This is a genomic window from Streptomyces sp. NPDC003327 (assembly GCF_053589515.1).
The window spans coordinates 41,629-68,004 of record NZ_JBSFSA010000034.1 but is presented as its reverse complement, the minus strand read 5'-3'; the positions used below and the strand labels follow the sequence as shown (position 1 = coordinate 68,004).

Annotated in this window: 22 protein-coding genes and 2 pseudogenes; 15 read left to right on the top strand and 9 right to left on the bottom strand. The window is 73.1% G+C overall.

What is annotated here, in order from left to right; all coding sequences use genetic code 11:
- Window positions 1-151 precede the first annotated feature (151 nt).
- The gene (locus tag ACWDVG_RS23385; RefSeq protein ID WP_451701414.1) at window positions 152-5,443 is read right to left on the bottom strand and encodes a sacsin N-terminal ATP-binding-like domain-containing protein; all 5,292 of its coding nucleotides are present in this window, start codon (window positions 5,441-5,443) and stop codon (window positions 152-154) included.
- 70 nt (window positions 5,444-5,513) lie between these two features.
- The gene (locus tag ACWDVG_RS23380) at window positions 5,514-6,638 is read right to left on the bottom strand and encodes a YihY/virulence factor BrkB family protein (RefSeq protein WP_451701412.1); all 1,125 of its coding nucleotides are present in this window, start codon (window positions 6,636-6,638) and stop codon (window positions 5,514-5,516) included.
- Between the two features lie 17 nt (window positions 6,639-6,655).
- Here ACWDVG_RS23380 and ACWDVG_RS23375 point away from each other — a divergent pair, with 17 nt between their 5' ends.
- The 14 genes from ACWDVG_RS23375 (at window position 6,656) to ACWDVG_RS23310 (ending at window position 20,316) form a co-directional block, all read left to right on the top strand.
- Window positions 6,656-8,293 (top strand): acyl-CoA dehydrogenase family protein, encoded by a 1,638-nt coding sequence (locus ACWDVG_RS23375; protein WP_451701410.1) that lies wholly within the window; start codon window positions 6,656-6,658, stop codon window positions 8,291-8,293.
- 248 nt (window positions 8,294-8,541) lie between these two features.
- On the top strand, window positions 8,542-9,843 hold the full coding sequence (locus ACWDVG_RS23370) for a GAF domain-containing protein (RefSeq protein WP_451701408.1): 1,302 nt from the start codon (window positions 8,542-8,544) through the stop codon (window positions 9,841-9,843).
- Between the two features lie 186 nt (window positions 9,844-10,029).
- On the top strand, window positions 10,030-10,599 hold the full coding sequence (locus ACWDVG_RS23365) for a GNAT family N-acetyltransferase (protein ID WP_451701406.1): 570 nt from the start codon (window positions 10,030-10,032) through the stop codon (window positions 10,597-10,599).
- Window positions 10,600-10,800: 201 nt separating this feature from the next.
- Window positions 10,801-10,884, top strand: coding sequence for a putative leader peptide (locus ACWDVG_RS23360; protein WP_317453974.1), 84 nt, complete (start codon window positions 10,801-10,803; stop codon window positions 10,882-10,884).
- Between the two features lie 127 nt (window positions 10,885-11,011).
- Window positions 11,012-12,709 (top strand): nitrite/sulfite reductase, encoded by a 1,698-nt coding sequence (locus ACWDVG_RS23355; protein WP_451701404.1) that lies wholly within the window; start codon window positions 11,012-11,014, stop codon window positions 12,707-12,709.
- A complete protein-coding gene (locus ACWDVG_RS23350; RefSeq protein ID WP_451701402.1) occupies window positions 12,706-12,885 on the top strand; it encodes a hypothetical protein in 180 nt (59 codons plus the stop codon). Before ACWDVG_RS23355 ends, ACWDVG_RS23350 begins: the two co-directional genes overlap by 4 nt.
- Entirely contained in the window at window positions 12,882-13,589 is a 708-nt protein-coding gene (locus ACWDVG_RS23345) for a phosphoadenylyl-sulfate reductase (protein WP_451701400.1), read from the top strand. Before ACWDVG_RS23350 ends, ACWDVG_RS23345 begins: the two co-directional genes overlap by 4 nt.
- Window positions 13,589-14,155, top strand: coding sequence for an adenylyl-sulfate kinase (gene cysC / locus ACWDVG_RS23340; RefSeq protein ID WP_451701398.1), 567 nt, complete (start codon window positions 13,589-13,591; stop codon window positions 14,153-14,155). Before ACWDVG_RS23345 ends, cysC begins: the two co-directional genes overlap by 1 nt.
- A gap of 91 nt (window positions 14,156-14,246) precedes the next feature.
- Entirely contained in the window at window positions 14,247-15,182 is a 936-nt protein-coding gene (cysD, locus tag ACWDVG_RS23335; protein ID WP_451701396.1) for a sulfate adenylyltransferase subunit CysD, read from the top strand.
- Window positions 15,182-16,528 carry a sulfate adenylyltransferase subunit 1 gene (locus ACWDVG_RS23330; RefSeq protein ID WP_451701394.1) on the top strand — a complete coding sequence of 449 codons (1,347 nt, stop codon included), beginning with the start codon at window positions 15,182-15,184 and terminating at the stop codon, window positions 16,526-16,528. The genes cysD and ACWDVG_RS23330 overlap by 1 nt, the downstream gene beginning before the upstream one ends.
- A 203-nt stretch (window positions 16,529-16,731) precedes the next feature.
- The gene (locus tag ACWDVG_RS23325) at window positions 16,732-17,841 is read left to right on the top strand and encodes an aliphatic sulfonate ABC transporter substrate-binding protein (RefSeq protein WP_451701392.1); all 1,110 of its coding nucleotides are present in this window, start codon (window positions 16,732-16,734) and stop codon (window positions 17,839-17,841) included.
- Window positions 17,842-17,876: 35 nt separating this feature from the next.
- The gene (locus ACWDVG_RS23320; RefSeq protein ID WP_451701390.1) at window positions 17,877-18,674 is read left to right on the top strand and encodes an ABC transporter ATP-binding protein; all 798 of its coding nucleotides are present in this window, start codon (window positions 17,877-17,879) and stop codon (window positions 18,672-18,674) included.
- Window positions 18,661-19,554 (top strand): ABC transporter permease, encoded by an 894-nt coding sequence (locus tag ACWDVG_RS23315; RefSeq protein ID WP_451701387.1) that lies wholly within the window; start codon window positions 18,661-18,663, stop codon window positions 19,552-19,554. The genes ACWDVG_RS23320 and ACWDVG_RS23315 overlap by 14 nt, the downstream gene beginning before the upstream one ends.
- Window positions 19,555-19,563: 9 nt before the next feature.
- Complete coding sequence (locus ACWDVG_RS23310) at window positions 19,564-20,316, top strand: sirohydrochlorin chelatase (RefSeq protein WP_451701385.1); 753 nt, start codon at window positions 19,564-19,566, stop codon at window positions 20,314-20,316.
- Here ACWDVG_RS23310 and ACWDVG_RS23305 read toward each other — a convergent pair.
- From ACWDVG_RS23305 to ACWDVG_RS23280, 6 genes and pseudogenes are all read right to left on the bottom strand, one after another.
- Window positions 20,309-20,440 (bottom strand): annotated as a pseudogene (locus tag ACWDVG_RS23305) (mycothiol-dependent nitroreductase Rv2466c family protein); the annotation flags it as partial. The gene ACWDVG_RS23310 and the pseudogene ACWDVG_RS23305 overlap by 8 nt on opposite strands.
- A gap of 30 nt (window positions 20,441-20,470) precedes the next feature.
- Window positions 20,471-20,552 (bottom strand): annotated as a pseudogene (locus tag ACWDVG_RS23300) (disulfide bond formation protein DsbA); the annotation flags it as partial.
- A 43-nt stretch (window positions 20,553-20,595) separates the two neighbouring features.
- Window positions 20,596-21,168 carry a DUF1697 domain-containing protein gene (locus tag ACWDVG_RS23295; RefSeq protein ID WP_451701383.1) on the bottom strand — a complete coding sequence of 191 codons (573 nt, stop codon included), beginning with the start codon at window positions 21,166-21,168 and terminating at the stop codon, window positions 20,596-20,598.
- 143 nt (window positions 21,169-21,311) lie between these two features.
- Complete coding sequence (locus tag ACWDVG_RS23290; protein WP_451701380.1) at window positions 21,312-22,619, bottom strand: ABC transporter substrate-binding protein; 1,308 nt, start codon at window positions 22,617-22,619, stop codon at window positions 21,312-21,314.
- Window positions 22,616-23,458, bottom strand: a complete 843-nt coding sequence (locus ACWDVG_RS23285; protein ID WP_451701378.1) for a carbohydrate ABC transporter permease — start codon at window positions 23,456-23,458, stop codon at window positions 22,616-22,618. The genes ACWDVG_RS23290 and ACWDVG_RS23285 overlap by 4 nt, the downstream gene beginning before the upstream one ends.
- Window positions 23,455-24,399 (bottom strand): carbohydrate ABC transporter permease, encoded by a 945-nt coding sequence (locus ACWDVG_RS23280; protein ID WP_451701375.1) that lies wholly within the window; start codon window positions 24,397-24,399, stop codon window positions 23,455-23,457. The genes ACWDVG_RS23285 and ACWDVG_RS23280 overlap by 4 nt, the downstream gene beginning before the upstream one ends.
- 161 nt (window positions 24,400-24,560) lie before the next feature.
- On the opposite strand from ACWDVG_RS23280, the gene ACWDVG_RS23275 reads away from it, so the two are divergent.
- Window positions 24,561-25,418, top strand: a complete 858-nt coding sequence (locus tag ACWDVG_RS23275) for a phosphotransferase enzyme family protein (RefSeq protein ID WP_451701373.1) — start codon at window positions 24,561-24,563, stop codon at window positions 25,416-25,418.
- A gap of 185 nt (window positions 25,419-25,603) precedes the next feature.
- On the opposite strand, the gene ACWDVG_RS23270 is transcribed toward ACWDVG_RS23275, so the two are convergent.
- Window positions 25,604-26,329, bottom strand: coding sequence for an exonuclease domain-containing protein (locus tag ACWDVG_RS23270; protein WP_451701370.1), 726 nt, complete (start codon window positions 26,327-26,329; stop codon window positions 25,604-25,606).
- Window positions 26,330-26,376 lie beyond the last annotated feature (47 nt).

Below are 26,376 nucleotides of genomic sequence, written 5' to 3'. Positions count from 1 at the left end.
CGACGACAGCCATCGGTCACACCTCCTGGATCACGCACAGCGACAGTCGCGGACGGCCCAGTGGGCCGGTCCGTCGAGAACGGGGCGACCTTAGCGCGGTCGGGCCGGACCGCGCCAAGGATTATTTCGCGCCACTCTCCTCACGCCGGATTTACTCCGGTCGCGACAGCTGGAACCGGTAGCGCAGCCCTTCGCCGACCGAACGGAAGAAGCGCGCCGAACGCGGATGGAGCGGGTTGGGCAGCAGGTGGATCCTGCGCAGGTCGGCGTCGAGGGCGTGGGAGACGTACAGCACGTGGTACCTCTGGCGCTTCCGCAGGGAGCGGGCGCGGGCGATCTCGGTGGGCGAGAGGACGAACTCGCCCTCGCCGCCGGCGGAGGACTTGACCTCGAAGAACAGACTCGACCGGCTCCGCTCGACGACGAGGTCGTAGCCGAGCGAGTCGTCGCCCAGGCCGTCCCCCAGCACCTTGTTGCGGTAGCCGGAGACCCATGCGCTCTCGTCCACGGAGTCGTACCGGGCCATCAGCCAGTGGAGGGCCGCGATCTCCCCCGCCAGGCCGACCGCGAGCGCCTGGGTTTCGGAGAGCTTGCCCCGGCGGCCGGCGGCCGAGAAGCCGGGGCGCCCGGCGCCTGGGGTCCGCGGTGCCGGGCGGTCCATCTCGACGAGCGGCGCGTCGCCGGCGGACCCGAGGAACTCCTCGGTGAGGCCGGACCGTACGGCCTCCACGATCGCGTGGTAGTTGTCCTCCTCCGCCGACATCCTGCGGCGGTCCACCTCGATGTGGCGCCGCTCGTCCTGCCGTTTCCGCCGGTCCTTCCGCTCCTGCTGGGCCGCGCGGTCCAGTTGGCCGGGCGTCAGCCCGAGGGCCTCCGGCGTCAGGCCGGGCGGGACGGCGCAGGGCCAGCGGCCGGTGTCCCGCAGCCAGCGCAGCGCGAGGGCGTCGTCGAGCGGGAGGAAGTCGAGCAGTCCGGCCTCGGCCGCCTCGGCCACGAGTGCCTCCGGATCCCCCGGGAGACCGGAGGGGGGTGCGTCGTGCGCGTCCTCCCACGCGTGGACCAGGGTCCGGGCCCGCTGGAGCCGGTCCAGGAGCCCGGGCCGGTTGGTGAGCCGGAGTTCGTCCACGGGAAGCAGTCCCTCGTCCGTGCCGAGGGGTGGCGCGTCGAGACCGGCCAGCCACCGGTCGACGTGCGCCTGCAGGAGCGCGGTGTCCAGGTGCAGGTGTTCGTCCGCCCAGGCCGGGTCGGGTACGAGCCCGGCCAGACTCCGGTTCTCGGCGTACGGGGCGAGGGAGGCCCCCGAGCGGAAGGCCTCCAGGTGGCCCGCCCGCAGCGCGTCGAGGATGGGGCGGCGACGGGCGGCGACGAAGTGCCGGAACTCCTGCTCGATGCCGTCCGCGTTGCGCAGCGGCCGCAGGCCGAGGGCGGTCGCGGCGGCGTTGAACGCGGGAAGCGTCAGCGACATGGCCCTGCGGGCGGTGTCCCGGTCGGGGTGGCGCGCCGCCGCTCTCAGGGCCTGGTGGTCGGCGGCCGTGAGCCGGGCGGCGAGCCACCGGTCCAGCTCGGCCTCGGAGGCGGGGCCGTCGTCGTCCGTCAGCAGGGCGCGGGCCGCTTCGAGGTCCACGGTGGCGAGCAGCGGCACGAGGACGTCGAGCAGCGCGTCGAGGGGCTGGCGCAGGGTCGCCGTGATCTCCCGCACCCGGACCCGGTCCTCGCCGAGGACGTCGGCGATGGCGTCGAGGTCGGGACTCTGGCCCGGGCCCCAGCCGGCCGCTTCCAGGTCGATGAGGGCCATGCGGAGGGTGTCGGCGAGTTCGGGGTGGTGGAGGAGCTCCATGATGCCGGCGGCGGACCGCTGGAGGAGGTCGTCCTCGCCCTGGCCGGTCTCCTCCAGGAGCAGGGTCGGGTGTTCGGGGTCGGGGACGGCGAGCCACCGCCTGCCGCCGTGGCCGGGGCGCTCGGCGATCTCGTCCACGACGGTCGCGAGCACGTCGGCGCGGACGATCCGGACGCGCTTGGCGGTGGCGCAGCTGCGCCGGACGGCCTCGGTGGTGGGGCGGCGGAAGCGGCTGGCGCGCAGGTCGATGACGGCGGCGACGAGCGTCAGGAGCCAGTCGCGGTCGGGGGTGATCAGGGGTTCGCCGACGGCACTGCCGGGGTGGAACACCGCCCCGTCCGCGCGGACTTCGACGCGGGCCCGGGAGATCCGGCGGACGCGGGGGCCGAAGCGCTGCTCCAGGAGCGCGGCGACCGCGTCCCCGTGGGCGTTGCGCATGCGGAGCAGTGCGGCGCCGCGCTGCTCCAGGAGCTGGACGAGCTGGCGTGCCTCGGTGTCCTCCACGTACAGCGGGTCCCCGGTGGCCCCGGAGTCGGGGTCGTCGGCGAGCGTGACCGATTCGAGCCGCCCGCCGCGGCTGACGACGACGGTGGCTCCGGCGCCGGGCGGCCAGGGGTCGACGCCCGCCTGGGCGCAGTCGGCCCAGGCGTCCTCGTACGCCCTGCGGAAGGCGGCCATGGTCGTCTCGGGGACGGCGCCGTCGCGGAACAGCTCCGTCAGTTCGCGGACGCGGCGCGCGGCGGTGGCGGGCGTGTCCCAGCGCTCCAGGCCCCAGTCGCTCGCGCGGTGGCTCGCCCGCTCGGTCGCCTGGAAGGCGCGGCGCAGCGGGGACGGCACGAGGGGCACGAAGGCGGGGGCGGCCTCCTCGCCGTGCGTCCAGGCCTCGGCGGGCCGGACGAAGCGCCATTCGCTGCGCTCGCGCGGGGAGGCGACGGGCAGCCACGCGGCCTCGGTGAGGAAGCCGGTCACCGGTGTGGGCAGGGAGAACCAGTCGTACCGGTCGTTGTAGCGCGCCACGGTGACGTACAGGGTCTCGGAGGGCCAGGTGGCGCAGCCGGCGGCCACCAGGCGCGCGTAGACGCGCTTGGCGGCGGTGGGCAGCCGCGCATGGTCGTCCTGACCGGGCAGGCGGTGCAGCGGGCCGCGGCTGACGTAGTCGGTGTACGGCCGCAGGCCGGTGGGGCGGCCCGTGCGGAGGCGCCGCAGCCAGACCTTGGTGGTGGCCGGGGGGAGGGAGGACGTCGGGGGCGTGCCGTCCTTGAAGAGATGGCCGTACGCCCGCAGTCCGGACCGGGGGACGGGCTCGGGGCAGAGGCCCTCGCCGACCCCGAGCTCGTCGAGGAAGGACCGCCAGGCGTCGGTGCCGCCGCCGCGGAAGGCCTCGTGGTCCGGGGGCGCGGTCAGACGGTCGCGGAGCGCGGCGAGTTCGTCCGAGGTGTCCTCGGCGCGGTCGATGAGCTCTTGGAGCAGCCTGGCGCGTTCCCCGCCCCAGCCGGCGGAGAGCAGGGCGCGCCCGGCGGGGATCCACGCGCCGTCCGCGCCGGGGACGAGCAGTCCCATGGCGCGGAAGTCGCGCCACGGCGGGTTGTCGCCCCGGGAGAGCCGGAAGACCCAGGCGAGGACCTCCGCGGCGAGTTCGGGCGTGGGGCGGTCGCGCAGCGCGCGGGCGACCAGCGGCAGCAGTTCGTCGGCGCGGTACTCGTTGACCAGGCCGCCGTCCTCCAGCATCCGGCGGCCCGGCTGTTTGCTGGTGACGGTGCCCAGCCGGCTCTTCCACGGGATGCTCTGGGCGACGAAGAAGACCCGGTGGCGCAGGCTGCGGGGCAGGCGCGGGCCGCCGCTCCGCCCGGCGCGTGCGGTCCCCGTCGGCTCCTCGCCGTCCGCCCGGGGGGAGAAGAAGGCGACGGCCCGTCGGCCGCTGCCCTCGGCGGTGTTGCACCGGCGGAGCTTCCCGTCGTCGTCGACGAGGATGCGGCGGCCCTGGAGGGAGCGGTGCCGCTCGACGCAGCCCGCGAGCTCGTCGTAGAAGCGGGACCAGAGTTCGGGCCGGAACGGTGCCTCCGCCAGCCGGGCGGCCAGACGTTCGGCCCAGGTGGCGACGAGGTCGTCCGCGGGCCGGGGTGAACGGCCGACGAGGGTGGTCAGCGCCTTCTCCAGCCGGGCCGCGCGCCGTCCGGTGACGGCCGGGTGGACCAGGACGGCGTCGGCCTCGCGGGTCAGCCGGTCGATCGTGAAGAGGGTACGGTCCCGGTCGTCCCACAGTCGGGCCTCGGTGAGGCGGGACCAGGCGTGCCCGCCTCCCGGCGCCAGGGGGACGACGGGGGCGGCGGCGGCCTCGTACCCGGCGCGCCCGAAGGCCCGGGACAGCCGCTCGGACATGGACGCGTCCCAGCTGAGGAGGTCGGCGCACAGGGTCGGCGGCAGCTCCACGGCCCCGGCGGAGCAGGCGAGGAGCGTCTCGGCGGCGAGGACGGCCAGCTCGTCGAGGAGGAAGTCGTTGAGCGGAACCGTCTTCTCCAGGTCCACGCGGGCGAGCTTCGCGAAGAAGGGCGCGTTGACGTGGGCGGGGAGCGGGGCGACGGCCTGCTCGCCCATCGGCAGGTGGGTGTAGAGGCGCCCTTCCGCGAGGTCGTCCTCGACGGGGAGCGCGAGGGTGACCCGGGCGTCGCCCTGCCAGTCGCGCCAGCCCTCGCTGATGTGGTCGCCGAGGACGCTGCGTTCGACCGCGTCGGCGAAGGCGTCCGCCGACACCTGCCGGTCGAGCAGCACGTACGATCCCGCGTCGCCGACGGTCACCGTGCTGACGGTGAGCCGGTCGAGCACGGCCTCGACCCGTTCGGTGCGGGCCGTCGTGCGCCGCTCGCTCCGGCCGTCGCGCCGCTCCTCGACGGTGAGGGAGGCGATCCGGCGGAGGAACAGCAGGGCGGGCGGCCCCGCGGCCAGCGAGGCCAGCTGCTCGGCCGCCTCGGCCCGGGCCTCCTCGCTCTTCAGCGGCAGGCGCAGCACCGTCACGTAGCCGTCGGCCGTGAAGCGGTCCACGGTGGCGGGCGTGACGTCGAGGGGGACGGGCAGGCACAGGTGGAAGACGTCGGCGGCGACGTCGGCGGCGAGTTCGGCGTCGCCGTCGAGGAGCCCCTTGAGGGAGGTCTCGTCGGCGAACGTGAAGCGGTACCCGTCGGCGTCCGGGGAGCCGGGCTCGGGGACCGAGTGGACGTGGGGGGCCGCGGTCAGCTGGAGGACGCTCTTGAAGCCGATCCCCTTGTTGCCGATGCCCTCCTCGGGGCGCTTGTCCGACTGGGCGACGTCGGTGATCGCGTCGAAGTTGCTGCGGCTGAAGGGCCGCCCGGTGTTCGCCACGTACACGGTGCCGTGCGGGCCCTCGTCGTGGTCGAGCCTGATCAGGACGCGGCCGTCGCGGTCGTCGGCGTGGTGCGCGTCGTGGGCGTTCTGCAGGAGTTCCACGAGGGCGCGGTGCTCGTAGTCGCGGACGGCCTGCTCGATGAGGTTCTTCAGGCTCCGCGACAGGTTCCAGTCCTGCTTGGACGCCCGGTACGAGCGGATGCGCCCGAGCGTCTTGTCCCGCACTTCCCCACGACGGTCCCGCACGTCGCCTCCCCCTCCGGACACGTACTCCTGGAACGACCGTAGCGGGAGGGTCCGACAGCGGGCCGCGGGTTCAGTCCTTCTCCCAGCCCGAGTGGAGGCGGGCCCGCACGTCGTCCGGGGGGAGGAAGCGGGACCAGCGTTCGGGGAACTCGGACGGCATGTCCGGGTCGTCCTCGTCGACCTCCTCCGCCTCGGCGCGGACGCGGGCGACGAGTTCGGCGGCCTGGACGGCGCGGGCGCGTTCGTTGGCCTCGCGGGCGGCGGCGGTGGCGACGGAGGGCCAGACCCGGTCGATGGCGGCGTTCACGGCGGCGCCGACGAGGACCGCGAAGGCGGAGATGCCGATCCAGAGGAGGACCGCGATGGGCGCGGCGAGCGAGCCGTAGATCGTCGGGCCCTCGACCTGGCTGGTGAGGTAGATCCGGAGCAGGAAGCTGCCGAGCACCCACATGGCGAGGGCGACGAGGGCGCCGGGGATGTCCTCGATCCACGGCGAGCGGACCGGCACGGACACGTGGTAGAGCGTGGTGAGGAAGGCGACCGAGAGCAGGATGACCGCCGGCCAGTAGAGGACGGCGACCACCTCCGTGCCCCAGGGGACGAGTTCGACGACCCGGTCGGGGCCGACGACGGCCAGGGGCAGCACGACGGCGCCGATGACCAGGGCCACGAGGTAGAGCAGGAAGGCGAGGAGCCGGGTCTTGACGATGCCGCGGTGGCCGTCGAGGCCGTACATGACGGTGATGGTGTCGATGAAGACGTTCACGGCGCGCGAGCCGGACCACAGGGCGATGGCGAAGCCGAGGGAGATCAGGTCGGCCCGTTTGCCCTGGGTGACGTCGTCGAGGACCGGTTTGGCGATGTCCTCGACGCCCCGGTCGGAGAGGACCGTTCCGGCGGCGCGGAGGATGTTCTCCTCGATGCTGGCGACGGTGTCGGTGTTGGTCCAGTCGTCGGCGTAGCCGAGGAGGGCGATCAGGCCGAGGAGCAGCGGCGGCAGGGACAGCAGGGTGAAGAACGCGGCCTCCGCGGCGAGGCCGAGGATGCGGTACTCGATGCACGAGTTGACCGTGTCCTTCAGGAGCAGCCAGACCATCTTCCGCTTCGAGACGTTGCGGTAGAGGACGCGCGCGCGGTGGAGCCTGCTCCACGGCCGACGCTCGGGCCGGTCGGTTGTTTCTCTTGCTGCCTGCACCTGCTTACCGTATCGGCATGGCAGCGAGCACCCACACCGTGACCAACCAGCCGCCGCCCCTGGTCGGGCACGACGTCTTCACCGGCGACCCGGCCCTCACCGAGGCCGTCGAACGCCACCTCCCCCCGGAGCTCCTGGAGGAGGCGCGCGACGAGCTCGGGGGGCTCGGCCGGGCCGCAGGCTCGGCGCAGATGCGGGAGTGGGCCGAACAGGCGAACGCGCATCCGCCGCTGCTGCGCACGCACGACCGGTACGGGAACCGGATCGACGAGGTCGTCTTCCATCCCGCCTGGCACCGGCTCCTCGGAAAGGCGGTGGCGGCGGGGCTCACGGACGCCTGGACCCGGCCGGGCGGTCATGTGCGCCGGGCCGCCGCGTTCCTGATGACCTCGCAGGTGGAGGCGGGGCACGGCTGCCCGCTGTCGATGACGCACGCGGCGGTGCCCGCGCTGCGCGCCGAGCCGGAGCTCGCCGCGGTCTGGGAGCCGCTGGCGACGTCCCGGCTGTACGAGCGGGAGATGCGGCCGCCCGAGGCGAAGGCCGGGGTGCTGATCGGCATGGGGATGACGGAGAAGCAGGGCGGCAGCGACGTGCGCGCCAACACGACGCGGGCGCGTCCGCTGGCGGAGGACGGCACGTACGTCCTGACCGGGCACAAGTGGTTCTGCTCGGCGCCCATGTCGGACGGCTTCCTGGTGCTGGCGCAGGCTCCGGCCGGGCTGACGTGCTTCCTGGTGCCCCGGGTCCTGGGGGACGGCTCGCGGAACGCGTTCGCGATCCAGCGGCTGAAGGACAAGCTGGGCAACCGTTCGAACGCGTCCGCGGAGGTGGAGTTCGACGGGTCGACGTGGGCGCGCCGGGTCGGCGAGGAGGGGAACGGGATCCGGACGATCATCGGGATGGTGGCGGCGACCCGTCTCGACTGCGTCCTCGGGTCGGCGGCGCTGATGCGGCAGGCCGTGACGCAGGCCGTGCACCACTGCGCGTACCGCTCGGCCTTCGGCGGCCCGCTCGCCGACAAGCCGCTGATGCGGAACGTGCTGGCCGACCTGGCGGTCGAGTCGGAGGCGGCGACGGTCCTCGGGATGCGGCTGGCCGCGGCGTACGACGGGGACACGGAGCAGGACCGGGCGCTGCTGCGGATCGCCGTGCCGGCGGCGAAGTACTGGGTGACGAAGCGGTGCGTGCCGATGGTGGCGGAGGCGCTGGAGTGCCTGGGCGGCAACGGGTACGTGGAGGAGTCGGGGATGCCGCGGCTGCTGCGGGAGTCGCCGCTCAACTCGATCTGGGAGGGCTCGGGCAACGTCCAGGCGCTCGACGTGCTGCGCGCGCTGCGGACGGAGCCGGCGTCCCTCGACGCGTACCTGAGGGAGGTGGGCGCGGCGCGGGGCGCGGACCCGCGGCTCGACCGGGCCGTGCGGGGCGTCCTGACGGAGCTGGCCGACCTGGAGGGCGTCGAGGGGCGGGCGCGGCGGCTCGTGGAGCGGATGGCGCTGGTGCTCCAGGGGTCGCTGCTCGTGCGGTGGGCCCCGGCGCAGGTCGCGGACGCGTTCTGCGCGGGCCGGCTGGGCGGCGACGGGGGTACGGCCTTCGGGACGCTGCCGACCACGCTGGACCTGCGGGCGGTGGTGGAGCGGGCCCGGGTCACCGTGTGAGGCGGGGGTGCACGCGCGGAAGGGCGCGGGGCGACACGCGCGGAAGGCGGGGGTGGTGCTGCGCCGACACGGCACCACCCGCCGCCTGGGTCCACCCTCACCCACCGGGGCCGCCGAGGGCCAGAGTTGCAAAGGGTTGCAGGATTACCCGAACCGTCCCTCGCCGGGCGTCCGCGAGCGGCACGATGGGCAGCGACACTCCGGACATCAGCAGAACCGATACGGCACGGGGTGGCTGGGAGAGACCGATGAAGAACACGCACCTCGACATGAAGCGGCTCGCCGCCATGGACTCCGCCCAGGCCACGCGACTGCTGCGCCGCGTCCGCGAGGAGACCCTCGCCGGCCGCACGCCGCCGATCGCGCCCCGCCCGGTGATCGACGCGTCCTGGCAGCGGGTCGCCCGCCTCGGCATCGACCCCGACCAGGGCACGAGCAGCACGCTGCTCCAGCGGGACGAGCTGGAGGAGCGGCGGCGCTCCACCCTCCTCGCCGAGGTGATGCAGACGCTGAGCCGCGGTCTCGCCGGGATCGCGGACGCCTCCCTCCAGATCATGGTGGTCACCGACGAACAGGGCCGGGTGCTGTGGCGCGAGGGGAACCCGGCGGTGATGCGGCAGGCGAACGGCATCTGTCTGGAGGAGGGCGCCTCCTGGACCGAGCACGTCACGGGCACGAACGCCGTCGGCACGGCCCTCGCGATGGGCCGGGCCGTCCAGGTGCACTCGGCCGAGCACTACGTGGAGTCGCTGCACGCCTGGACCTGCGCGGCGGCACCGGTCCACGACCCGCGCGACCAGCGGCTGCTCGGCATCCTCGACGTGAGCGGTCCCGCGTCCAGCTTCCACCCGGCGATGCTGGCCCTGGTCGGTTCGGTGGCCCAGCTCGCGGAGGCGGAGATGCGCGAGCGGCACCGCCGCTCGGTGGAGCGGCTGCGCGCCGTGGCCGCGCCGATCCTGTGCCGGGTCGGCGGCCGGGCGGTCGCGGTGGACGCCCACGGCTGGACGGCGGCGGTGACGGGGCTGGCGCCGGTCGACCGGCTGACGCTGCCGAAGTCGTTCGGCGCGGGGCGGGTGTGGCTGCCCTCGCTCGGCATGTGCGGGGTGGAGCCGCTGCCCGGCGGCTGGCTGCTGCGGGTGGAGGAGGAGGCCACGCCCGCGGAGGCGGCGGCCGGGGCGGCGAGCCGGGTGGTGCTCGACCTGAGCAGGCCGCGCCGCTGGACGGTGGACGTCTCGGGCGCGGCCGGGAGCTGGCAGCAGGAGCTCAGCCCGCGCCATGCCGAGCTGCTCTACCTCCTGGCGCTGCACCGGGACGGGCGGACGGCGGCGGAGCTCGCGGAGGGCGTGTTCGGGGACCGTACGAGGACGGTGACCGTGCGGGCGGAGATGTCCCGGGTGCGGCGGAACCTCGCGGGGGTCCTCGCCCACCGGCCGTACCGCTTCCGGGAGGAGGTCGAGGTGACGGTCCTGCGTCCGGAGCACCCGGTGGACCTGCTGCCGCACTCGACGGCCCCGGCGGTTCTCGCGGCCCGGACGGCCACGCGCGTGTAGAGGGAGGAGAGGGGCGCGGACGGCCACGTCCGGGTGCGACGCCCCGCCCCTGTCCAGCATGTGGACGGGAGTCTTCCGGGGCGGGCACCCCAGGGGACGGCCCCCGGGCGCAACCCCCGGCACGACTACCGGTACGACCCCCGGCCGGCGCTGGGAATCTGCCGCTCCGCATGATGCGATGAGCCCATGAGCATCACTCTCACCACCTGGTCCCTCGAGCAGACCTCGCCGTCCGACCTGCGCCCCGCCGCCCCGCCGGAGGGCGACGACATCACGATCCGGCGCGCCGAGGTGCCGTCCCCCGAGTTCAGCCGCTTCCTCTACACCGCGGTCGGCGGCGACATCCGCTGGAGCGACCGGCTCTCGCTCACGTACGACCAGTGGCGGGAGATCGTCGAGAAGCCGGGCGCCGAGATCTGGGTGGCGTACGACCGGGGGACGCCGGCCGGATACGTGGAGCTGGACCCGCAGGACGACGGTGTGGTGGAGATCGTCTACTTCGGCCTGATACCGGCCTTCCGGGGCCGCCGGATCGGCGGGCACCTCCTTTCGTACGGCACGGCGCGGGCCTGGGACCTGGCCGACCGCTGGCCGGGGCGGGAGGCCACGAAGCGGGTGTGGCTGCACACCTGCTCGCTGGACGGCCCGCACGCGATGGCCAACTACGAGCGGCGGGGGTTCCGGCTCTTCGACACCAAGGTCGAGGAGACGGAGGAGACCGAGACGCCCGGCCCCTGGCCCGGCGCCCACGCCTGACCCCGCCGCCCGTGGCCCGCCCCCCAGGGCGCCCGACCACCCCCGCCCCACCCCCCGCGCATCACCGACGTACCGTGAAGGGGCCCTGAGCAGGGCCCCTTTCGCGTGACCCAGACCACAGCGTCTCGTCTGGCGAGACGACCGCGTCCACATCCTGGACGATGCTGGACTGGGTCCAAAGTCCCGTGACAGGCTTCCGTCATGTCTGGAACTGGAATTGCCTTGGTGAGTCGGCGGCACGTCGACCTCGGCCGCATGTCCAGCGCCATGTGTCCGGCGCGCTGAGAGAACCAGCACCGCCGCGACCCCCCTTTCTGCCCGACCCTGCTGCGCACCGTCGCGCCACCCTCTGACCTGAGCGCGTGTGTGCAGGTCAGAGCCGCCCTCTCGCAGTCCCGAAGGACAAAACGCCATGGCCGCCACCCCGGAAAACCCCACCCCCGCCGCCGCCCGCCGCAAGCCCGGGCGTCACCGTGGCGAGGGTCAGTGGGCCGTGGGGCACTTCACCCCCCTGAACGGCAATGAGCAGTTCAAGAAGGACGACGACGGTCTCAATGTGCGGACACGTATTGAGACGATCTACTCCAAGCGTGGATTCGACTCGATCGACCCCAACGACCTGCGCGGGCGCATGCGCTGGTGGGGCCTCTACACCCAGCGCAAGCAGGGCCTCGACGGCACCAAGACCGGCGTCCTGGAGCCGGAGGAGCTGGACGACGAGTACTTCATGCTCCGCGTCCGCATCGACGGCGGCCGGCTGACGACCGAACAGCTCCGCGTCATCGGCGAGATCTCGGAGGAGTTCGCGCGCGGCACGGCGGACATCACGGACCGGCAGAACGTCCAGTACCACTGGATCCGCATCGAGGACGTCCCGGAGATCTGGAACCGCCTGGAGGCGGTCGGCCTCTCCACCACCGAGGCGTGCGGCGACACCCCGCGCGTCATCCTCGGCTCCCCCGTCGCCGGGATCGCCGCCGACGAGATCATCGACGGCACCCCCGCCATCGACGAGATCCAGCGCCGGATCGTCGGCAACAAGGACTTCTCGAACCTGCCCCGCAAGTTCAAGTCGGCCGTCTCCGGATCGCCGCTGCTCGACGTCGCCCACGAGATCAACGACATCGCCTTCGTGGGCGTGCGCCACCCCGAGCACGGCCCCGGCTTCGACGTCTGGGTCGGCGGCGGCCTCTCCACCAACCCCAAGCTCGGCGTCCGCCTCGGCACCTGGGTCTCCCTCGACGAGGTCCCCGACGTCTACGAGGGCGTCATCTCGATCTTCCGCGACTACGGCTACCGGCGGCTGCGCAACCGCGCCCGCCTGAAGTTCCTCGTCGCCGACTGGGGCGCGGAGAAGTTCCGCCAGGTCCTGGAGGACGAGTACCTGAAGCGGAAGCTGACCGACGGCCCCGCCCCCGAGCAGCCCGCCGGCCGCTGGCGCGACCACGTCGGCGTCCACCGGCAGAAGGACGGCCTCTTCTACGTCGGGTTCGCCCCGCGCGTCGGCCGGGTCGACGGCCCCACCCTCACCAAGATCGCCGCGGTCGCCGAGGCGCACGGTTCGGGCCGGGTCCGCACCACCGCCGAGCAGAAGATGCTCGTCCTCGACGTCGAGGAGGCCCAGGTCGAGTCGCTCGTCGCCGCCCTGGAGGCGCTGGACCTGCGCGTCACGCCCTCGCCGTTCCGGCGCGGCACGATGGCCTGCACCGGCATCGAGTTCTGCAAGCTCGCCATCGTCGAGACCAAGGCCCGCGGCGCCTCGCTCATCGACGAACTGGAGCGCCGCATCCCGGAGTTCGACGAGCCGCTGACCATCAACATCAACGGCTGCCCCAACGCCTGCGCCCGCATCCAGGTCGCCGACATCGGCCTCAAGGGCCAGCTGGTCCTGGACGACGAGGGCAACCGCGTCGAGGGCTACCAGGTGCACCTCGGCGGCGCGCTCGGCCTGGAGGCCGGTTTCGGCCGGAAGGTCCGCGGCCTCAAGGTCACCGCGGCCGAGCTCCCCGACTACGTCGAGCGGGTCCTCAAGCGCTTCCAGGCGGAGCGCGAGACCGGCGAGCGCTTCGCCGCCTGGGCCACCCGCGCCTCGGAGGAGGCCCTCTCATGAGCGAGCGTGCGGCGCCCTTCTTCTGCCCCTACTGCGGGGACGAGGACCTGCGTCCGAACGAGCAGGGTCACGGCGCCTGGGAATGCGCCGCGTGCAGCCGAGCCTTCCAGTTGAAGTTCCTGGGGCTGCTCGCCCCCGGAACTTCTGGCAACATCTCTGGGAGGGAAGGGATATGACGATCACTCAGGATGCCACCGCGGCCGACCTCAAGGCGCTCGCCGAGCAGGCGGGCCGCGACCTGGAGGACGCGTCCGCGCTGGAGATCCTCCAGTGGGCCGTGGACACCTTCGGCGAGCGGTTCTGCGTCACCTCGTCCATGGAGGACGCGGTCGTCGCCCACCTGGCCTCGCGCGTCGCGCCGGGCGTCGACGTCGTCTTCCTCGACACGGGCTACCACTTCGAGGAGACGATCGGCACCCGGGACGCCGTCGACGCCGTCATGGACGTCAACGTCATCACCCTGACCCCGCGTCAGACCGTGGCCGAGCAGGACGCCCGGTACGGGCCGAAGCTGCACGACCGCGACCCCGACCTGTGCTGCGCCCTGCGCAAGGTGAGGCCGCTGGAGGAGGGGCTCACCGCGTACGGCGCGTGGGCCACCGGCCTGCGCCGCGACGAGTCCCCAACCCGGGCGGGCACCCCCGTCGTCGGCTGGGACGAGAAGCGGCAGAAGGTCAAGATCTCCCCCATCGCCCGCTGGACGCAGGACGACGTCGACGCGTACGTCGCCGAGCACGGGGTCCTCACCAACCCGCTCCTGATGGACGGTTACGCCTCCGTCGGCTGCGCCCCCTGCACCCGCCGGGTCCTCGACGGCGAGGACGCGCGCGCGGGCCGCTGGGCGGGACGCGCCAAGACCGAATGCGGGCTGCACGGCTGATGACCACCCCCGACACCCCCCAGGAGAACCACGTGACCGGTGCCACCATCTGGCTCACGGGCCTGCCGAGCGCCGGCAAGACCACCATCGCGTACGAGCTGGCCGGCCGGCTCCGCGACGAGGGCCACCGCGTCGAGATCCTCGACGGCGACGAGATCCGCGAGTTCCTCTCGGCGGGCCTCGGCTTCACCCGCGAGGACCGCCACACCAACGTGCAGCGGATCGGCTTCGTCGCCGAGCTGCTCGCCTCGCACGGCGTGAAGGTCCTGGTCCCGGTCATCGCCCCGTACGCCGACAGCCGCGAGGCCGTCCGCAAGCGCCACGCGGCGGAGGGCACCGCCTACGTCGAGGTCCACGTCGCCACCCCGGTCGACGTGTGCTCGGTCCGTGACGTGAAGGGCCTCTACGCCAAGCAGGCGGCCGGCGAGATCTCCGGTCTGACCGGCGTCGACGACCCCTACGAGGAGCCCGAGACGCCCGACCTGCGGATCGAGTCCCAGAACCAGACCGTGCAGGAGTCCGCGGCGCAGCTGCACGCGCTGCTCGCCGAGAGGGGTCTGCTGTGAGCGACGTGCGCGCGGCCACGCGCCCGCAGACGAGTACGGAAGCCGCACCGGTGCGCCGCGCGGGTGGAGAAGCGAACGAAAGGGACGCGGCATGACGACCGTCGCTCACGCCCACGACACCACCGACAGCCCGTTCGCGCTGTCGCACCTCGACTCCCTGGAGTCCGAGGCCGTCCACATCTTCCGTGAGGTGGCGGGCGAGTTCGAGCGGCCGGTGATCCTCTTCTCCGGCGGCAAGGACTCCATCGTCATGTTGCACCTGGCGCTGAAGGCCTTCGCCCCCGCCGCGATCCCCTTCACGCTGCTGCACGTCGACACCGGGCACAACTTCCCCGAGGTCATCGAGTACCGCGACCGCGTGGTCGCCGAGCACGGGCTGCGGCTGCACGTCGCCTCCGTGCAGGAGTACATCGACGCCGGGAAGCTGCGCGAGCGCCCCGACGGCACCCGCAACCCGCTCCAGACGGTGCCGCTCACCGAGGCGATCCAGCAGCACCGCTTCGACGCGGTGTTCGGCGGCGGCCGGCGCGACGAGGAGAAGGCCCGCGCCAAGGAGCGCGTCTTCTCGCTCCGCGACGAGTTCTCGCAGTGGGACCCGCGCCGTCAGCGCCCCGAACTGTGGCAGCTCTACAACGGCCGGCACGCGCCGGGCGAGCACGTCCGCGTCTTCCCGCTCTCCAACTGGACCGAGCTGGACGTCTGGCAGTACATCCAGCGGGAGGGCATCGAGCTCCCGGAGATCTACTTCGCCCACGAGCGCGAGGTGTTCGCGCGGAACGGCATGTGGCTGACGGCCGGCGAGTGGGGCGGCCCGAAGGAGTCCGAGACGGTGGAGACGCGGCTGATCCGCTACCGCACCGTCGGCGACATGTCCTGCACCGGCGCCGTCGACTCCGACGCCACCACGCTGGACGCCGTGATCGCCGAGATCGCCGCCTCCCGCCTCACCGAGCGGGGCGCCACCCGCGCCGACGACAAGCTGTCCGAGGCCGCGATGGAAGACCGCAAGCGCGAAGGGTACTTCTAATGAGCACGTCCACCGAGCAGCTGTCCGACCAGCTGGCGGCCACCACCCTGCTGCGCTTCGCGACCGCGGGCTCCGTCGACGACGGCAAGTCCACCCTGGTGGGCCGGCTCCTCCACGACTCCAAGTCGGTCCTCGCCGACCAGCTGGAGGCCGTCGAGCACGCCTCACGCAACCGCGGCCAGGAGGCCCCCGACCTGGCCCTCCTGACGGACGGCCTGCGGGCCGAGCGCGAGCAGGGCATCACCATCGACGTGGCCTACCGCTACTTCGCGACCCCGCGCCGCCGGTTCATCCTCGCCGACACCCCGGGACACGTGCAGTACACCCGGAACATGGTCACCGGCGCCTCCACGGCCGAGCTTGCCGTGGTCCTGGTGGACGCCCGCAACGGCGTCGTCGAGCAGACCCGCCGGCACGCCGCGGTCGCGGCCCTGCTCCGGGTCCCGCACGTCGTCCTGGCCGTCAACAAGATGGACCTCGTCGACTACGCGGAGCCCGTCTTCGCCGCGATCGCCGCCGAGTTCACGACGTACGCCTCCGAGCTCGGCGTCCCGGAGATCACCGCCATCCCGATCTCGGCGCTCGCCGGGGACAACGTGGTGGAGCCGTCCGCGCACATGGACTGGTACGGCGGCCCGACGGTCCTCGAGCACCTGGAGACGGTGCCGGTGAGCCACGACCTGACGGCCTGCCACGCGCGCTTCCCCGTCCAGTACGTGATCCGCCCGCAGACCGCCGAGCACCCCGACTACCGCGGCTACGCGGGCCAGATCGCGGCCGGTGCCTTCCGGGTCGGCGAGGAGATCACCGTCCTGCCCTCGGGGAAGACGTCCACGATCACGGCGATCGACGCCCTCGGCGAGTCCGTGGACATCGCGTGGGCGCCGCAGTCGGTGACGATCCGGCTCGCCGACGACATCGACATCTCGCGCGGCGACCTGCTCGCCCCGAGCGCGGACGCCCCGGCCACCAGCCAGGACGTCGAGGCGACCGTCTGCCACGTGGCGGACCAGCCGCTCACCGTCGGGCAGCGGGTGCTGCTCAAGCACACCACGCGCACGGTCAAGGCGATCGTGAAGGAGATCCCGTCCCGGCTCACCCTGGACGACCTCACCCAGCACCCGGAGCCCGGGCAGCTCGTCGCCAACGACATCGGCCGGGTGAGGGTCCGCACCGCCGAGCCGCTCGCGCTCGACGCGTACGCCGACTCGCGCCGGACCGGTTCGTTCCTGCTGATCGACCCGGCCGACGGCACCACGCTGGCGGCCGGCATGGCGGGCGAGTCCTTCGCCACCACCAAGGCTGTGGCCAGCGTCGAGGACGACGAGGAAGGGTGGGATTTCTGAATGGACCTGAACATGTACGCCACCTTCGCGAAGGAGGGCGGTCGGGTGGGCTCCGGCGCCCTCGGCGCAGGCATGGGAGGTGTCGCGCGATGTGCGTGCTGACCTCCGCGCGCCGCTGCGGCGGCGCGATGCCGCACCACCCGCTCCACCCCGAACGACATAGACACAGACTTCGAAAACGCTGAATCGAGGGGACACCTCCCGTGCCTGCCACGACCCGTACCACCCTGCGCCGCGGCCTGGTCGCCGCCGCCGCCCTGCCGCTGCTGATCGGCGCACTCGCCTCCTGCGGCTACGGCTCCGAGGCCAAGAACGACGAGAAGAAGGTGGCCGCCGAGGGCGCGAAGCTCTCCGCCGACACCGTACGGCTCGGGTACTTCCCCAATCTCACGCACGCCACCGCCCTGGTCGGCGACCGCGAGGGCATCTTCCAGAAGGAGCTCGGCGGCACCGTCCTGAAGACCACCACCTTCAACGCCGGCCCCTCCGAGATCGAGGCGCTCAACGCCGGTTCGATCGACATCGGCTTCATCGGCCCCTCGCCGTCCATCAACGGCTACGTCAAGTCGAAGGGCTCCAGCCTGCGCATCATCGGCGGCTCGGCCTCCGGCGGCGTCAAGCTCGTGGTGAACCCGGCGAAGATCAAGACCCTCGACGACCTCAAGGGCAAGCGGATCGCCACCCCGCAGAAGGGCAACACGCAGGACGTCGCCTTCCTCAACTGGATCGCGGAGAAGGGCTGGAAGGTCGACTCCGCGAGCGGCCAGGGCGACGTGTCGGTGGTCCGTTCGGACAACAAGACGACCCCGAACGCCTACAAGTCCGGTTCCATCGACGGCGCCTGGGTGCCCGAGCCGACCGCGTCGAAGCTCGTCTCCGACGGCGCGAAGGTGCTGCTCGACGAGTCCGACATCTGGCCGGACAAGAAGTTCGTCATCACCAACATCATCGTGTCGCAGAAGTTCCTCGCCGAACACCCCGACGTCGTCGAGGCGTTCCTGCGCGGCGCGGTGAAGACCAACGAGTGGATCAACGCGAACAAGGACAAGGCGAAGGCCTCGGCCAACGCCAAGCTCAAGGACCTCTCCGGCAAGGCCCTCGGCGCGAAGGTCATCGACGCCGCCTGGCCGTCCATCGTGTTCACGGACGACCCGCTGGCCTCCACGCTGCGGGCCCAGGCCGACCACGCGGTGAAGGCCGGCCTCCTGGAGGAGCCCGACCTGACCGGCATCTACGACCTGAAGCCGCTCAACAAGGTCCTGAAGGCCGCGGGCAAGCCCGAGGTCTCCGACGCCGGTCTCGGCGTGAAGTAAGTCCGCCCGCCGCTCACACCCAGGAGGTGACGACCATGGCCACGACCACGACGATCGCCAAGGCCGAGGACCGCACGGAGGCCACCGGCCACGCCGCGCGCATCGCGCACGTATCGAAGTCCTTCGCCGGACCCGGCGGCGGGCAGCTCGTCCTCGACGACATCTCGCTCGACGTCGCGCCCGGCGAGTTCGTCACCCTCCTGGGTGCCTCCGGCTGCGGCAAGTCCACCCTGCTCAACCTGGTCGCCGGGCTCGACCGGCCGACCGCGGGGTCCATCGAGACCCCCGGCGGCCGGCCGTCCCTGATGTTCCAGGAGCACGCCCTCTTCCCGTGGCTCACCGCGGGCAAGAACATCGAACTGGCCCTGCGGCTGCGCGGGGTGCCCAAGGCCGAGCGGCGCCCGGAGGCCGAGCGGCTGCTCGAACTGGTCCGGCTCGGCGGCTCGTACGGCAAGCGGGTCCACGAGCTGTCCGGCGGCATGCGGCAGCGCGTGGCGCTGGCCCGCGCGCTGGCGCAGGCCAGTGACCTGCTCCTGATGGACGAGCCGTTCGCCGCGCTCGACGCCATCACCCGGGACGTGCTGCACGACGAGCTGACCCGGATCTGGCGGGAGACGAAGCTGTCGGTGCTCTTCGTCACCCACAACGTGCGCGAGGCCGTGCGGCTGGCCGAGCGCGTCGTCCTCCTGTCGTCCCGGCCGGGCCGGATCGCCCGCGAGTGGACCATCGACATTCCTCAGCCGCGCCGCATCGAGGACGCCGACGTCGCGGAACTGTCCCTCGAGATCACCGAGCACCTGCGTGGGGAGATCCGCCGTCATGGCCAGCACTGAGACGAGCCCGAAGACCGGGAAGGCCGACGACCTCGCCGGCCTGGAAGCGGGCCTCGACGCCCTGGACAGCGTGCAGATCCGGCGGACGCCGGTCAGCGAGGTCCTGCTCAAAAAGGTCCTGCCGCCGCTGATCGCCGTGGCGCTCGTCCTGGTGGTCTGGCAGCTGCTGGTCTGGGCGAAGGTCACCGACGAGTACAAGCTGCCCGCGCCGTCCGCGGTCTGGGACAGCCTGTCCAGGATGTGGCTGGAGGGCACGCTCCTCGAGGTCCTGTGGACCAGCGTCTCCCGCGCTCTCTTCGGCTTCCTGATGGCGCTCGCCATCGGCACCCCGCTCGGCCTGCTGGTCGCCAGGGTGAAGTTCGTCCGCGCGGCGATCGGCCCGATCCTCTCGGGGCTGCAGTCGCTGCCCTCGGTCGCCTGGGTGGCGCCCGCGGTGCTGTGGCTCGGCCTGAACGACAGCATGATGTACGCGGTGATCCTGCTGGGCGCCGTCCCGTCGATCGCCAACGGCCTCGTCTCGGGCGTCGACCAGGTCCCGCCGCTCTTCCTGCGGGCCGGCCAGACGCTCGGCGCGACGGGCCTCAAGGGCGCCTGGTACATCGTGATGCCGGCCGCGCTGCCGGGCTACCTCGCCGGACTGAAGCAGGGCTGGGCGTTCTCGTGGCGCTCGCTGATGGCGGCGGAGATCATCGCCTCCTCGCCCGAGCTGGGCCTCGGCCTCGGCCAGCTCCTGGAGAACGGCCGCAACGACTTCGACATGCCGGGCATCTTCCTGGCGATCATCCTGATCCTCGTCGTCGGCATCGCCATCGACCTGCTCATCTTCAGCCCGCTGGAGCGCACGGTGCTGCGCCGTCGCGGCCTGCTCGTCAAGGGCTGACCCACCGCCATGAACCGCCCCGTCCTCCTGGTCGTCGCCCACGGCAGCCGCGACCCGCGGCACGCGGCGACCGTCCAGGCGCTCGTGCGCCGGGCCGGTGCGCTGCGGCCGGGGGTGCGCGTGGAGACGGCGTTCCTGGAGTTCAACCTGCCGTCGGTGACGGGGGTCCTGGAGCGGCTCGCGGCCGAGGGGGTCCGGGACGTGGTGGCGCTGCCGCTGCTGCTGACCCGGGCCTTCCACGCCAAGGCCGACATCCCGGCCGTGCTGCGGCAGGCCCCCGCCTCGCTGCGGATCCGGCAGGCGGAGGTCCTCGGCCCGTCGCCGCTGCTGATCGCGGCGGTGGAGCGGCGGTTGTACGAGGCCGGGCTCACGCCCGGCGACAAGAGCGCGACCGGGGTCGTCCTGGCCTCGGCGGGCTCCACCGACCCGGAGGCGATCGCGGTGATCGCAGAAACGGCGCGGGAGCTGCGGCGCACCGGTTGGTGCTCCGTGCGGCCCGCGTTCGCCTCCGCATCCCTTCCCCGTACGGAGGAGGCCGTCCGGGCCCTCCGTGCGGAGCCGGGCGTCCGGCGCGTGGCCGTCGCCCCGTACGTGATCGCCCCCGGCCGGCTGCCGGACCGGATCGCGGCGGGCGCGGCGGACGCCGACGTGCTGGCGGACGTCCTCGGCCCCTCCACCGAGCTGGCCGCGCTCCTCGTGGAGCGGTACGAGGAAGCGCGTGCGGCGGAGCGGCTGCTCGGGGCCGCGGCGCGCGTCAGCTGAAGTCGAGCCCGCCGGTGCGGGTCCGCTTGAGCTCGAACAGGTCGGGGTGGCCGGCCAGGGTGCGGAAGGCGTCGAAGAGTTCGGCGGCCTTCTCGCCGCGCGGGATCGCCCGCAGGACCGGTCCGGAGGTCGACGGGGCGGTGGCGCTCGACCTCCAGGAGCCAGCGGGAGGTGATCCAGGCGAAGGGGCAGGCGGGGTCGAAGGAGAAGTCGACGGTGGGGCCGTGGGTCGTCATGCCGACGAGCCTGGAGCGCTGTTGGCCTGCTCCCCCGGGCCAATCAGACCTCGTCCGACTGGGCCGCTTCGCCGGTCATCTCCACCAGCGTGCGGACGGTGTTCCAGTTCCTCGCCGTGGTGACGAGCCCCTTCACGACGAAGGGGCGGGTGACGGCGTCGGCCAGCCGGGAGGTGCCGAGGCCACCGGGCGTGTGGAGGTAGAGGACGCGGTCGCCGAGGGCGAACTGCTCCGGGAGGTAGGCCGCGGGGTCGACGGCGGCGAACCGCTCCGGTTCGAGGGGCCCGGAGGCGTACACGGCGTGGAGCTGCTTCGCGTCCAGTTCGGCGGCGGGGAAGGGGCAGTTCTCGGCCACGGCGGCGAGGTAGGCGCCGTCGCGGACGAGGCAGTCGACGCGGAAGCCGAAGCGGGCCTCGACGGCGTCCTCCAGCTCCGCGGTGAGGCCGTCCTCGCCGGCGCGGGAGTCGGTGGCGAAGACGGCGTTCCCGCTCTGGAGGTAGGTGCGGACGTGCCGGTGCCCGAGCCCTTCGATGACGGACCGCAGTTCCGCCATGGGCACCTTGCGCCGCCCGCTCACGTTGATGCCGCGCAGGAGCGCCGCGTACGTCGTCGTCATGGGGTGCAGCCTAGGGGGCGCCACCGCGCCGCGTGGGGGGCGGCACGGTGGCTGGTTCGAACACTCGCGGATGCGGGTGGCCGCGGTGAAGACCCTTCACCCATCTGTGACTTATTCAACAAGGTTTCGTAATGACGAAACCATCATTTCCGCTGATACCGCGCGAGCACCCGGTTGCCGTCCTCGACGAGGCGACGGCGCAGCTCGGCGAGGTCGACGGCCCCGCTGTAGTACTCCTGGTAGGCGGGGGTGGCGACCTTGTCCTTCCACTCCGGGTAGCCCCGCACCGACTGCGCGGGGGCCGGCCGGAGGTGGCGTGCCAGGGCGGCGCCGGTGGCCCAGCCGTCCTCCTCGGTGTGGAGCGAGGGGTCGGCGAGGGCGGTCGTGCCGGTGGGGAGCATCCAGTCGCCGCGCGCGAGGCGCACCATGTTCGCGGGTCGCAGGAGGAAGTCGAGGAAGGCGGCCGCCTCCTTCTTGTACGGGGTGTCCTCGGCGATCGACAGGGTCTGCGGGGAGACGCCCTGGGCGAGGCCCTCGCTCCCGGCGGGGGCGGGCAGGACGGTCCAGTCGAAGCCCTCGGGGGCCTGCTGGACGATCTGCTGCCGGTAGGCGAAGCCGAGGGGCACCATGGCGTAGGTGCCGGCGAAGAAGCCGGGCAGGGTGTCGGAGCCGCCGCTGCCGAGGGTGGTGCGGGGGGCGGTCCCGTCGGTGACGACCTGGTCGTGGACGGTGGCGGGGACGACGGCGTCGGCGTCGGTGAAGCGGATCTCGGTCCGGCCGTCGGGCTCCCGGTGGAAGAGCCGTCCTCCGGTGGAGAGCCCGAGGTTGAGGCTGACGGAGACGGGTTCCTTGAGGGGCCAGGCGATCGCGTACCGGCCTCGGCCCATCGTGCGGGTGAGGTCGCGGGCGACCTGCCGGAACTCGGGCCAGCTCCAGGGCTTCTCGGGGGTGGGGACGCGGACGCCGGAGGACTCCAGGATCGCCCGGTTGGCGATGATCACCCGGGGTTCCTGGAGGAACGGCACGCCGTACACCCCGTCGCCGAAGGTGGTGGTCTCCCAGCTGCGGGCGGGGATGTCGGCGCGCAGCCGGGCGGAGAGGAGCGGGCGGAGGTCGGCGAGGTAGCCGCCGTGGGCGAAGTCGGCGAGGTCGTCGGAGGCGTCGTGGATGATGTCGGGCGCCTCGCCGCCCTCGAAGGCGGTGAGGAGCTGGTCGTGGACGGAGTCCCAGCTGCCCTGGACGTACTCCACCTGGACGCCGGGGTGGGCGGCGTTCCACTCCTTCACCAGCTGTTTGTTGGCGTCGACGGACTCCCGCTGCCAGGCGAGGGACTGGAAGCGGAGCCGGATCACCCCGTCGTGGGGGCCGTCGCCGCTCGCGCCGTCGGTGCAGCCGGCGAGGAGGAGGGCGAGCGCGGCGGCGAGGGCGCCGATCGGCCGGGTCCACCTCATGACTTCACCGCCCCGGCGAGCATCCCGCCGGAGATCCGGCGCTGCAGGACGGCGAAGACGACGAGGGAGGGAAGGGTGGCGAGGAAGGCGGCGGCGGCGAGCGGCCCGAGGTCGGCGACACCCTCGGCGCCGAGGAAGTGGGTGAGGACGACGGGCAGGGTCTGCTTCTCCGGGGTCTTCAGCAGGACGAGGGCGAAGAAGAACTCGTTCCAGGCCGTGACGAAGGCGAAGAGGGCGGTGGCGACGACACCCGGGGCGAGCAGCGGCCCGGTGACCGAGACGAGGGTGCGCAGACGTCCGGCGCCGTCGACCGCGGCGGCCTCCTCCAGTTCGGCGGGGACGGCCCGGACGTAGCCCATGAGCATCCAGAGGGCGAAGGGCAGCGACCAGACGACGTACACGAGGACGAGTCCGACGACGGTGTTGATCAGGTGGAGGTTCTTCAGAACGAGGAAGAGCGGGATGATCACCAGGACGAAGGGGAAGGCCTGGCTGATCACGACCCAGCCGGTGGTGGCGGTGGCCAGGGCCCCGCGCCGTCGGGCGGTGACGTAGGCGAGCGGGGTGGCGACGGTCACCGCGATCAGGGCGGCGGCGACCGCGGCGACGAGGCTGTTTCCGGCGGCCCTGAGCAGCGGCTGCTCGTCGAAGGCCTGCCGGAAGTTGGCGAGGGTGGGGTGCTCGGGGATCCAGGTGGGGTGGAGCGAGGCCAGTTCCGGGGCGGGTTTGAAGGCGGTGGAGACCAGCCAGAGGAACGGCAGGGCGAGGAAGAGGAGGTACGCGAGGAGGGCGGCGTACTGGCCGCATCGCGCGGTTCTGCTCGTGCGGAGGGCGCTCACCGGTCCTGGTCCCCTTTCAGCCGGCGTACGAGGGAGAGGGCGATGAGCACGGAGACGGCGGCGACCATGACGCAGCCCATCGCGGCGGCGTAGCCGAACTGGCCGTAGCGGAAGGCCTCTTCGTACGCGAAGAGCATGGGGAGCCGGGTGCGGCCGCCGGGTCCGCCGTTGGTGAGGACGTAGACGAGGGCGAAGGAGTTGAAGTTCCAGATGAGGTTGAGGGCGGTGATGGCGAGCGCCACCGGCCGCAGGGCCGGCCAGGTGACGGCGCGGAAGCGGCGCCAGGCTCCGGCGCCGTCGAGGGCGGCGGCCTCGTGGAGTTCCTTCGGGGTGTTCTGGAGTCCGGCGAGCAGGGCGACGGTGGTCTGCGGCATGCCGGCCCAGACGCCGACGAGGACGACGGCGGGGAGTGCGGTGGCGAGACCGGAGAGCCAGTCGTGGCCCTGGCCGAGGCCGAGGTCGCGGAGGGTCTCGTTGAGGATGCCGGCGTCGGGGTTGTAGACGAGCCGCCACATGATGCCGACGACGACCTCGGGCATGGCCCACGGGATGATGGCGAGGGCGCGGGCGAGCCAGCGGAGGCGCAGGTTCTGGTTGAGGAGCAGCGCGAGGCCGAGGGCGAGCAGGAACTGGGGGACGGTGACGCCGACGGCCCAGAGCAGGCCGATGCGGAAGGAGTCCCAGAACAGCCCGTCGTGCAGCAGGTCCTGGAAGTTCAGGGTGCCGACCCACTGGGTGGGCCGGGTGCGGCCGGACTGGGCGTCGGTGAAGGCGAGTGCGATGCCGTAGAGCAGCGGGCCGACGCTGAGGACGAGGATCGGGAGCAGCGCGGGGAGGACCAGGAACCAGGCGCCGAGGTCCGGGCCGCGTGGGCGCTCGCCGGGGGCGGCGCGCGGGGTCCGTGTTCCCCCGGGCCGTTTCGTCGCGGTCATCGAGCTCATGTCCGCCCTCCGTCCCCCGCGCCGCCGGCTCCGCCGTGCGGAATCCCGCCATGGTGCTGACGGCCCGTCGGGCCGTCAAGGCGACGGGCGGGGTGAGCTGGGCGGATGGGAGACTTTGGCGCGAAAGCGTGCTGCGGAGGCGTGCTGGAGGGAGAAGGTCGATGGACGAGGCGCGGGCGCGGGAGGTCCTGGCCGCGGCGGGGCTGGACGCGGCGGAGGCGAGGCTGCTGGCCCTCGGCGAGAACGCGGTCTTCGCCGTGGGCGGTCTGGTGGCGAAGGTCGGCCGGGACGCGGAGCTGTTCGGGCGGGCGGAGCGGGAGCTGGCGCTGGCGTCGTGGCTCGCGGACGCGGGGGTGCCCGCGGTGCGGCCGGCCGAGGAGAGGCCCCTGCTCGTCGAGGGGCTGCCGGTGACGCTGTGGCACCGGTTGCCGGAGGCGGTCCGGGCGCCGGAGCCGCGTGATCTGGCCCCGCTGCTGCGGGCCGTGCACGCACTGCCGGAGCCGGACGGGTTCGCGCTGCCCCGGCGGGAGCTGCTCGGCGGGGTGGAGCGCTGGCTGCGTCTCGCGGGCGACGCGATCGATCCGGCGGACGCGGCGTTCCTGCGGGAGCGGCGGGACGCCTTCGCCCCGGCGGCGGCCGCGCTCACCCCTCACCTGACGCCGGGCCCGATCCACGGGGACGCCCTGCCGCGGAACGTGCACGTCGGCCCGGACGGCCCGGTCCTGGTGGATCTGGAGACGTTCTCCTCGGACCTGCGCGAACACGATCTGGTGGTCCTGGCCCTGTCCCGCGACCGGTACGGCCTGGACCCGGCGGCCTACACGGCGTTCACCGAGGCGTACGGCTGGGACGTGCGGGAGTGGGAGGGGTGCGCGGTGCTGCGCGGGGCGCGCGAGACCGCGAGCTGCGCGTGGGTGGCGCAGCACGCGCCGACGAACCCGAAGGCGCTGGCCGAGTTCGGGCGGCGGGTGGCCTCGCTGCGCGAGGGCGACCCGGAGGTCCGCTGGTACCCGTTCTGACATCAGGGGCTCCGACCGAAGTGCGCGGTGGGAACGGGGTGTTGCCATGCGGGCGAAGCTGTCCGAGGTGGGGCTCGACATCGAGGAGAACGGCTGGCGGAGGTACGGCGGGTGGGGGCGTCTCCGCCGGGAGGCGGCCGGGACGGCGTCGCCGCGCAGGCGTCTGTCGTGCAGGGGCGTCTGCTCTAGGAAGCGACCCGGACCAGGTCGCCGCGCAGGGGCCAGACCGGGTCGACGACGGCCTCGGCGTCGCCCTTGCGGCGCAGGAAGGCCTGGAAGTCCTCGGCCCAGGCGCGGTACCAGCCGATCTGCCGCTCGTGGAGCGCGGCCGGGTCGAGGGCGGCGACGGCGGGGTGCCGCTCGGCTATCGCGACGGCGACGCGGACGGCGGCGAGGGCGTCGGCGGCGGCCTGGTGGGCGGCTTCGAGGACGACGCCGTACTCCCCGCAGACCGCCTCCAGGGTCCGCTTGCCGCGCCGGTAGCGGTCAACGGCGCGGTCGATCGTGTACGGGTCGACGACGGGTCCGATGCCGGCGCCGCCGAGCCGGTCGCCCAGTGACGGCAGTCGGTGCCTGCGGAGTTCGGCGGCGAGGAGCGTGAGGTCGAAGGAGGCGTTGTACGCCACGACGGGCACGCCCTGCCGCCAGTACCCGGTGAGGGTCTCCGCGATCTCGTCGGCGACCTCGCGCACCGGCCGGCCCTCGGCGGCGGCCCGCTCGCTGCTGATGCCGTGGATCGCGGACGCCTGTTCGGGGATGCGGATGCCGGGGTCGGCGAGCCAGTCGCGCTGGCGGACGACCCGTCCGTCGTGGAAGCCGACGACCGAGGCGGTGACGATCCGCGCCTCCAGCGGGTCGGTGCCGGTCGTCTCCAGGTCGAAGCCGACCAGTGGTTCACCGTGCCAAGCCATCGGGTCCTCCTTGCGTGATCTCCCCCGTGGTGCTGACCACCCTCGCA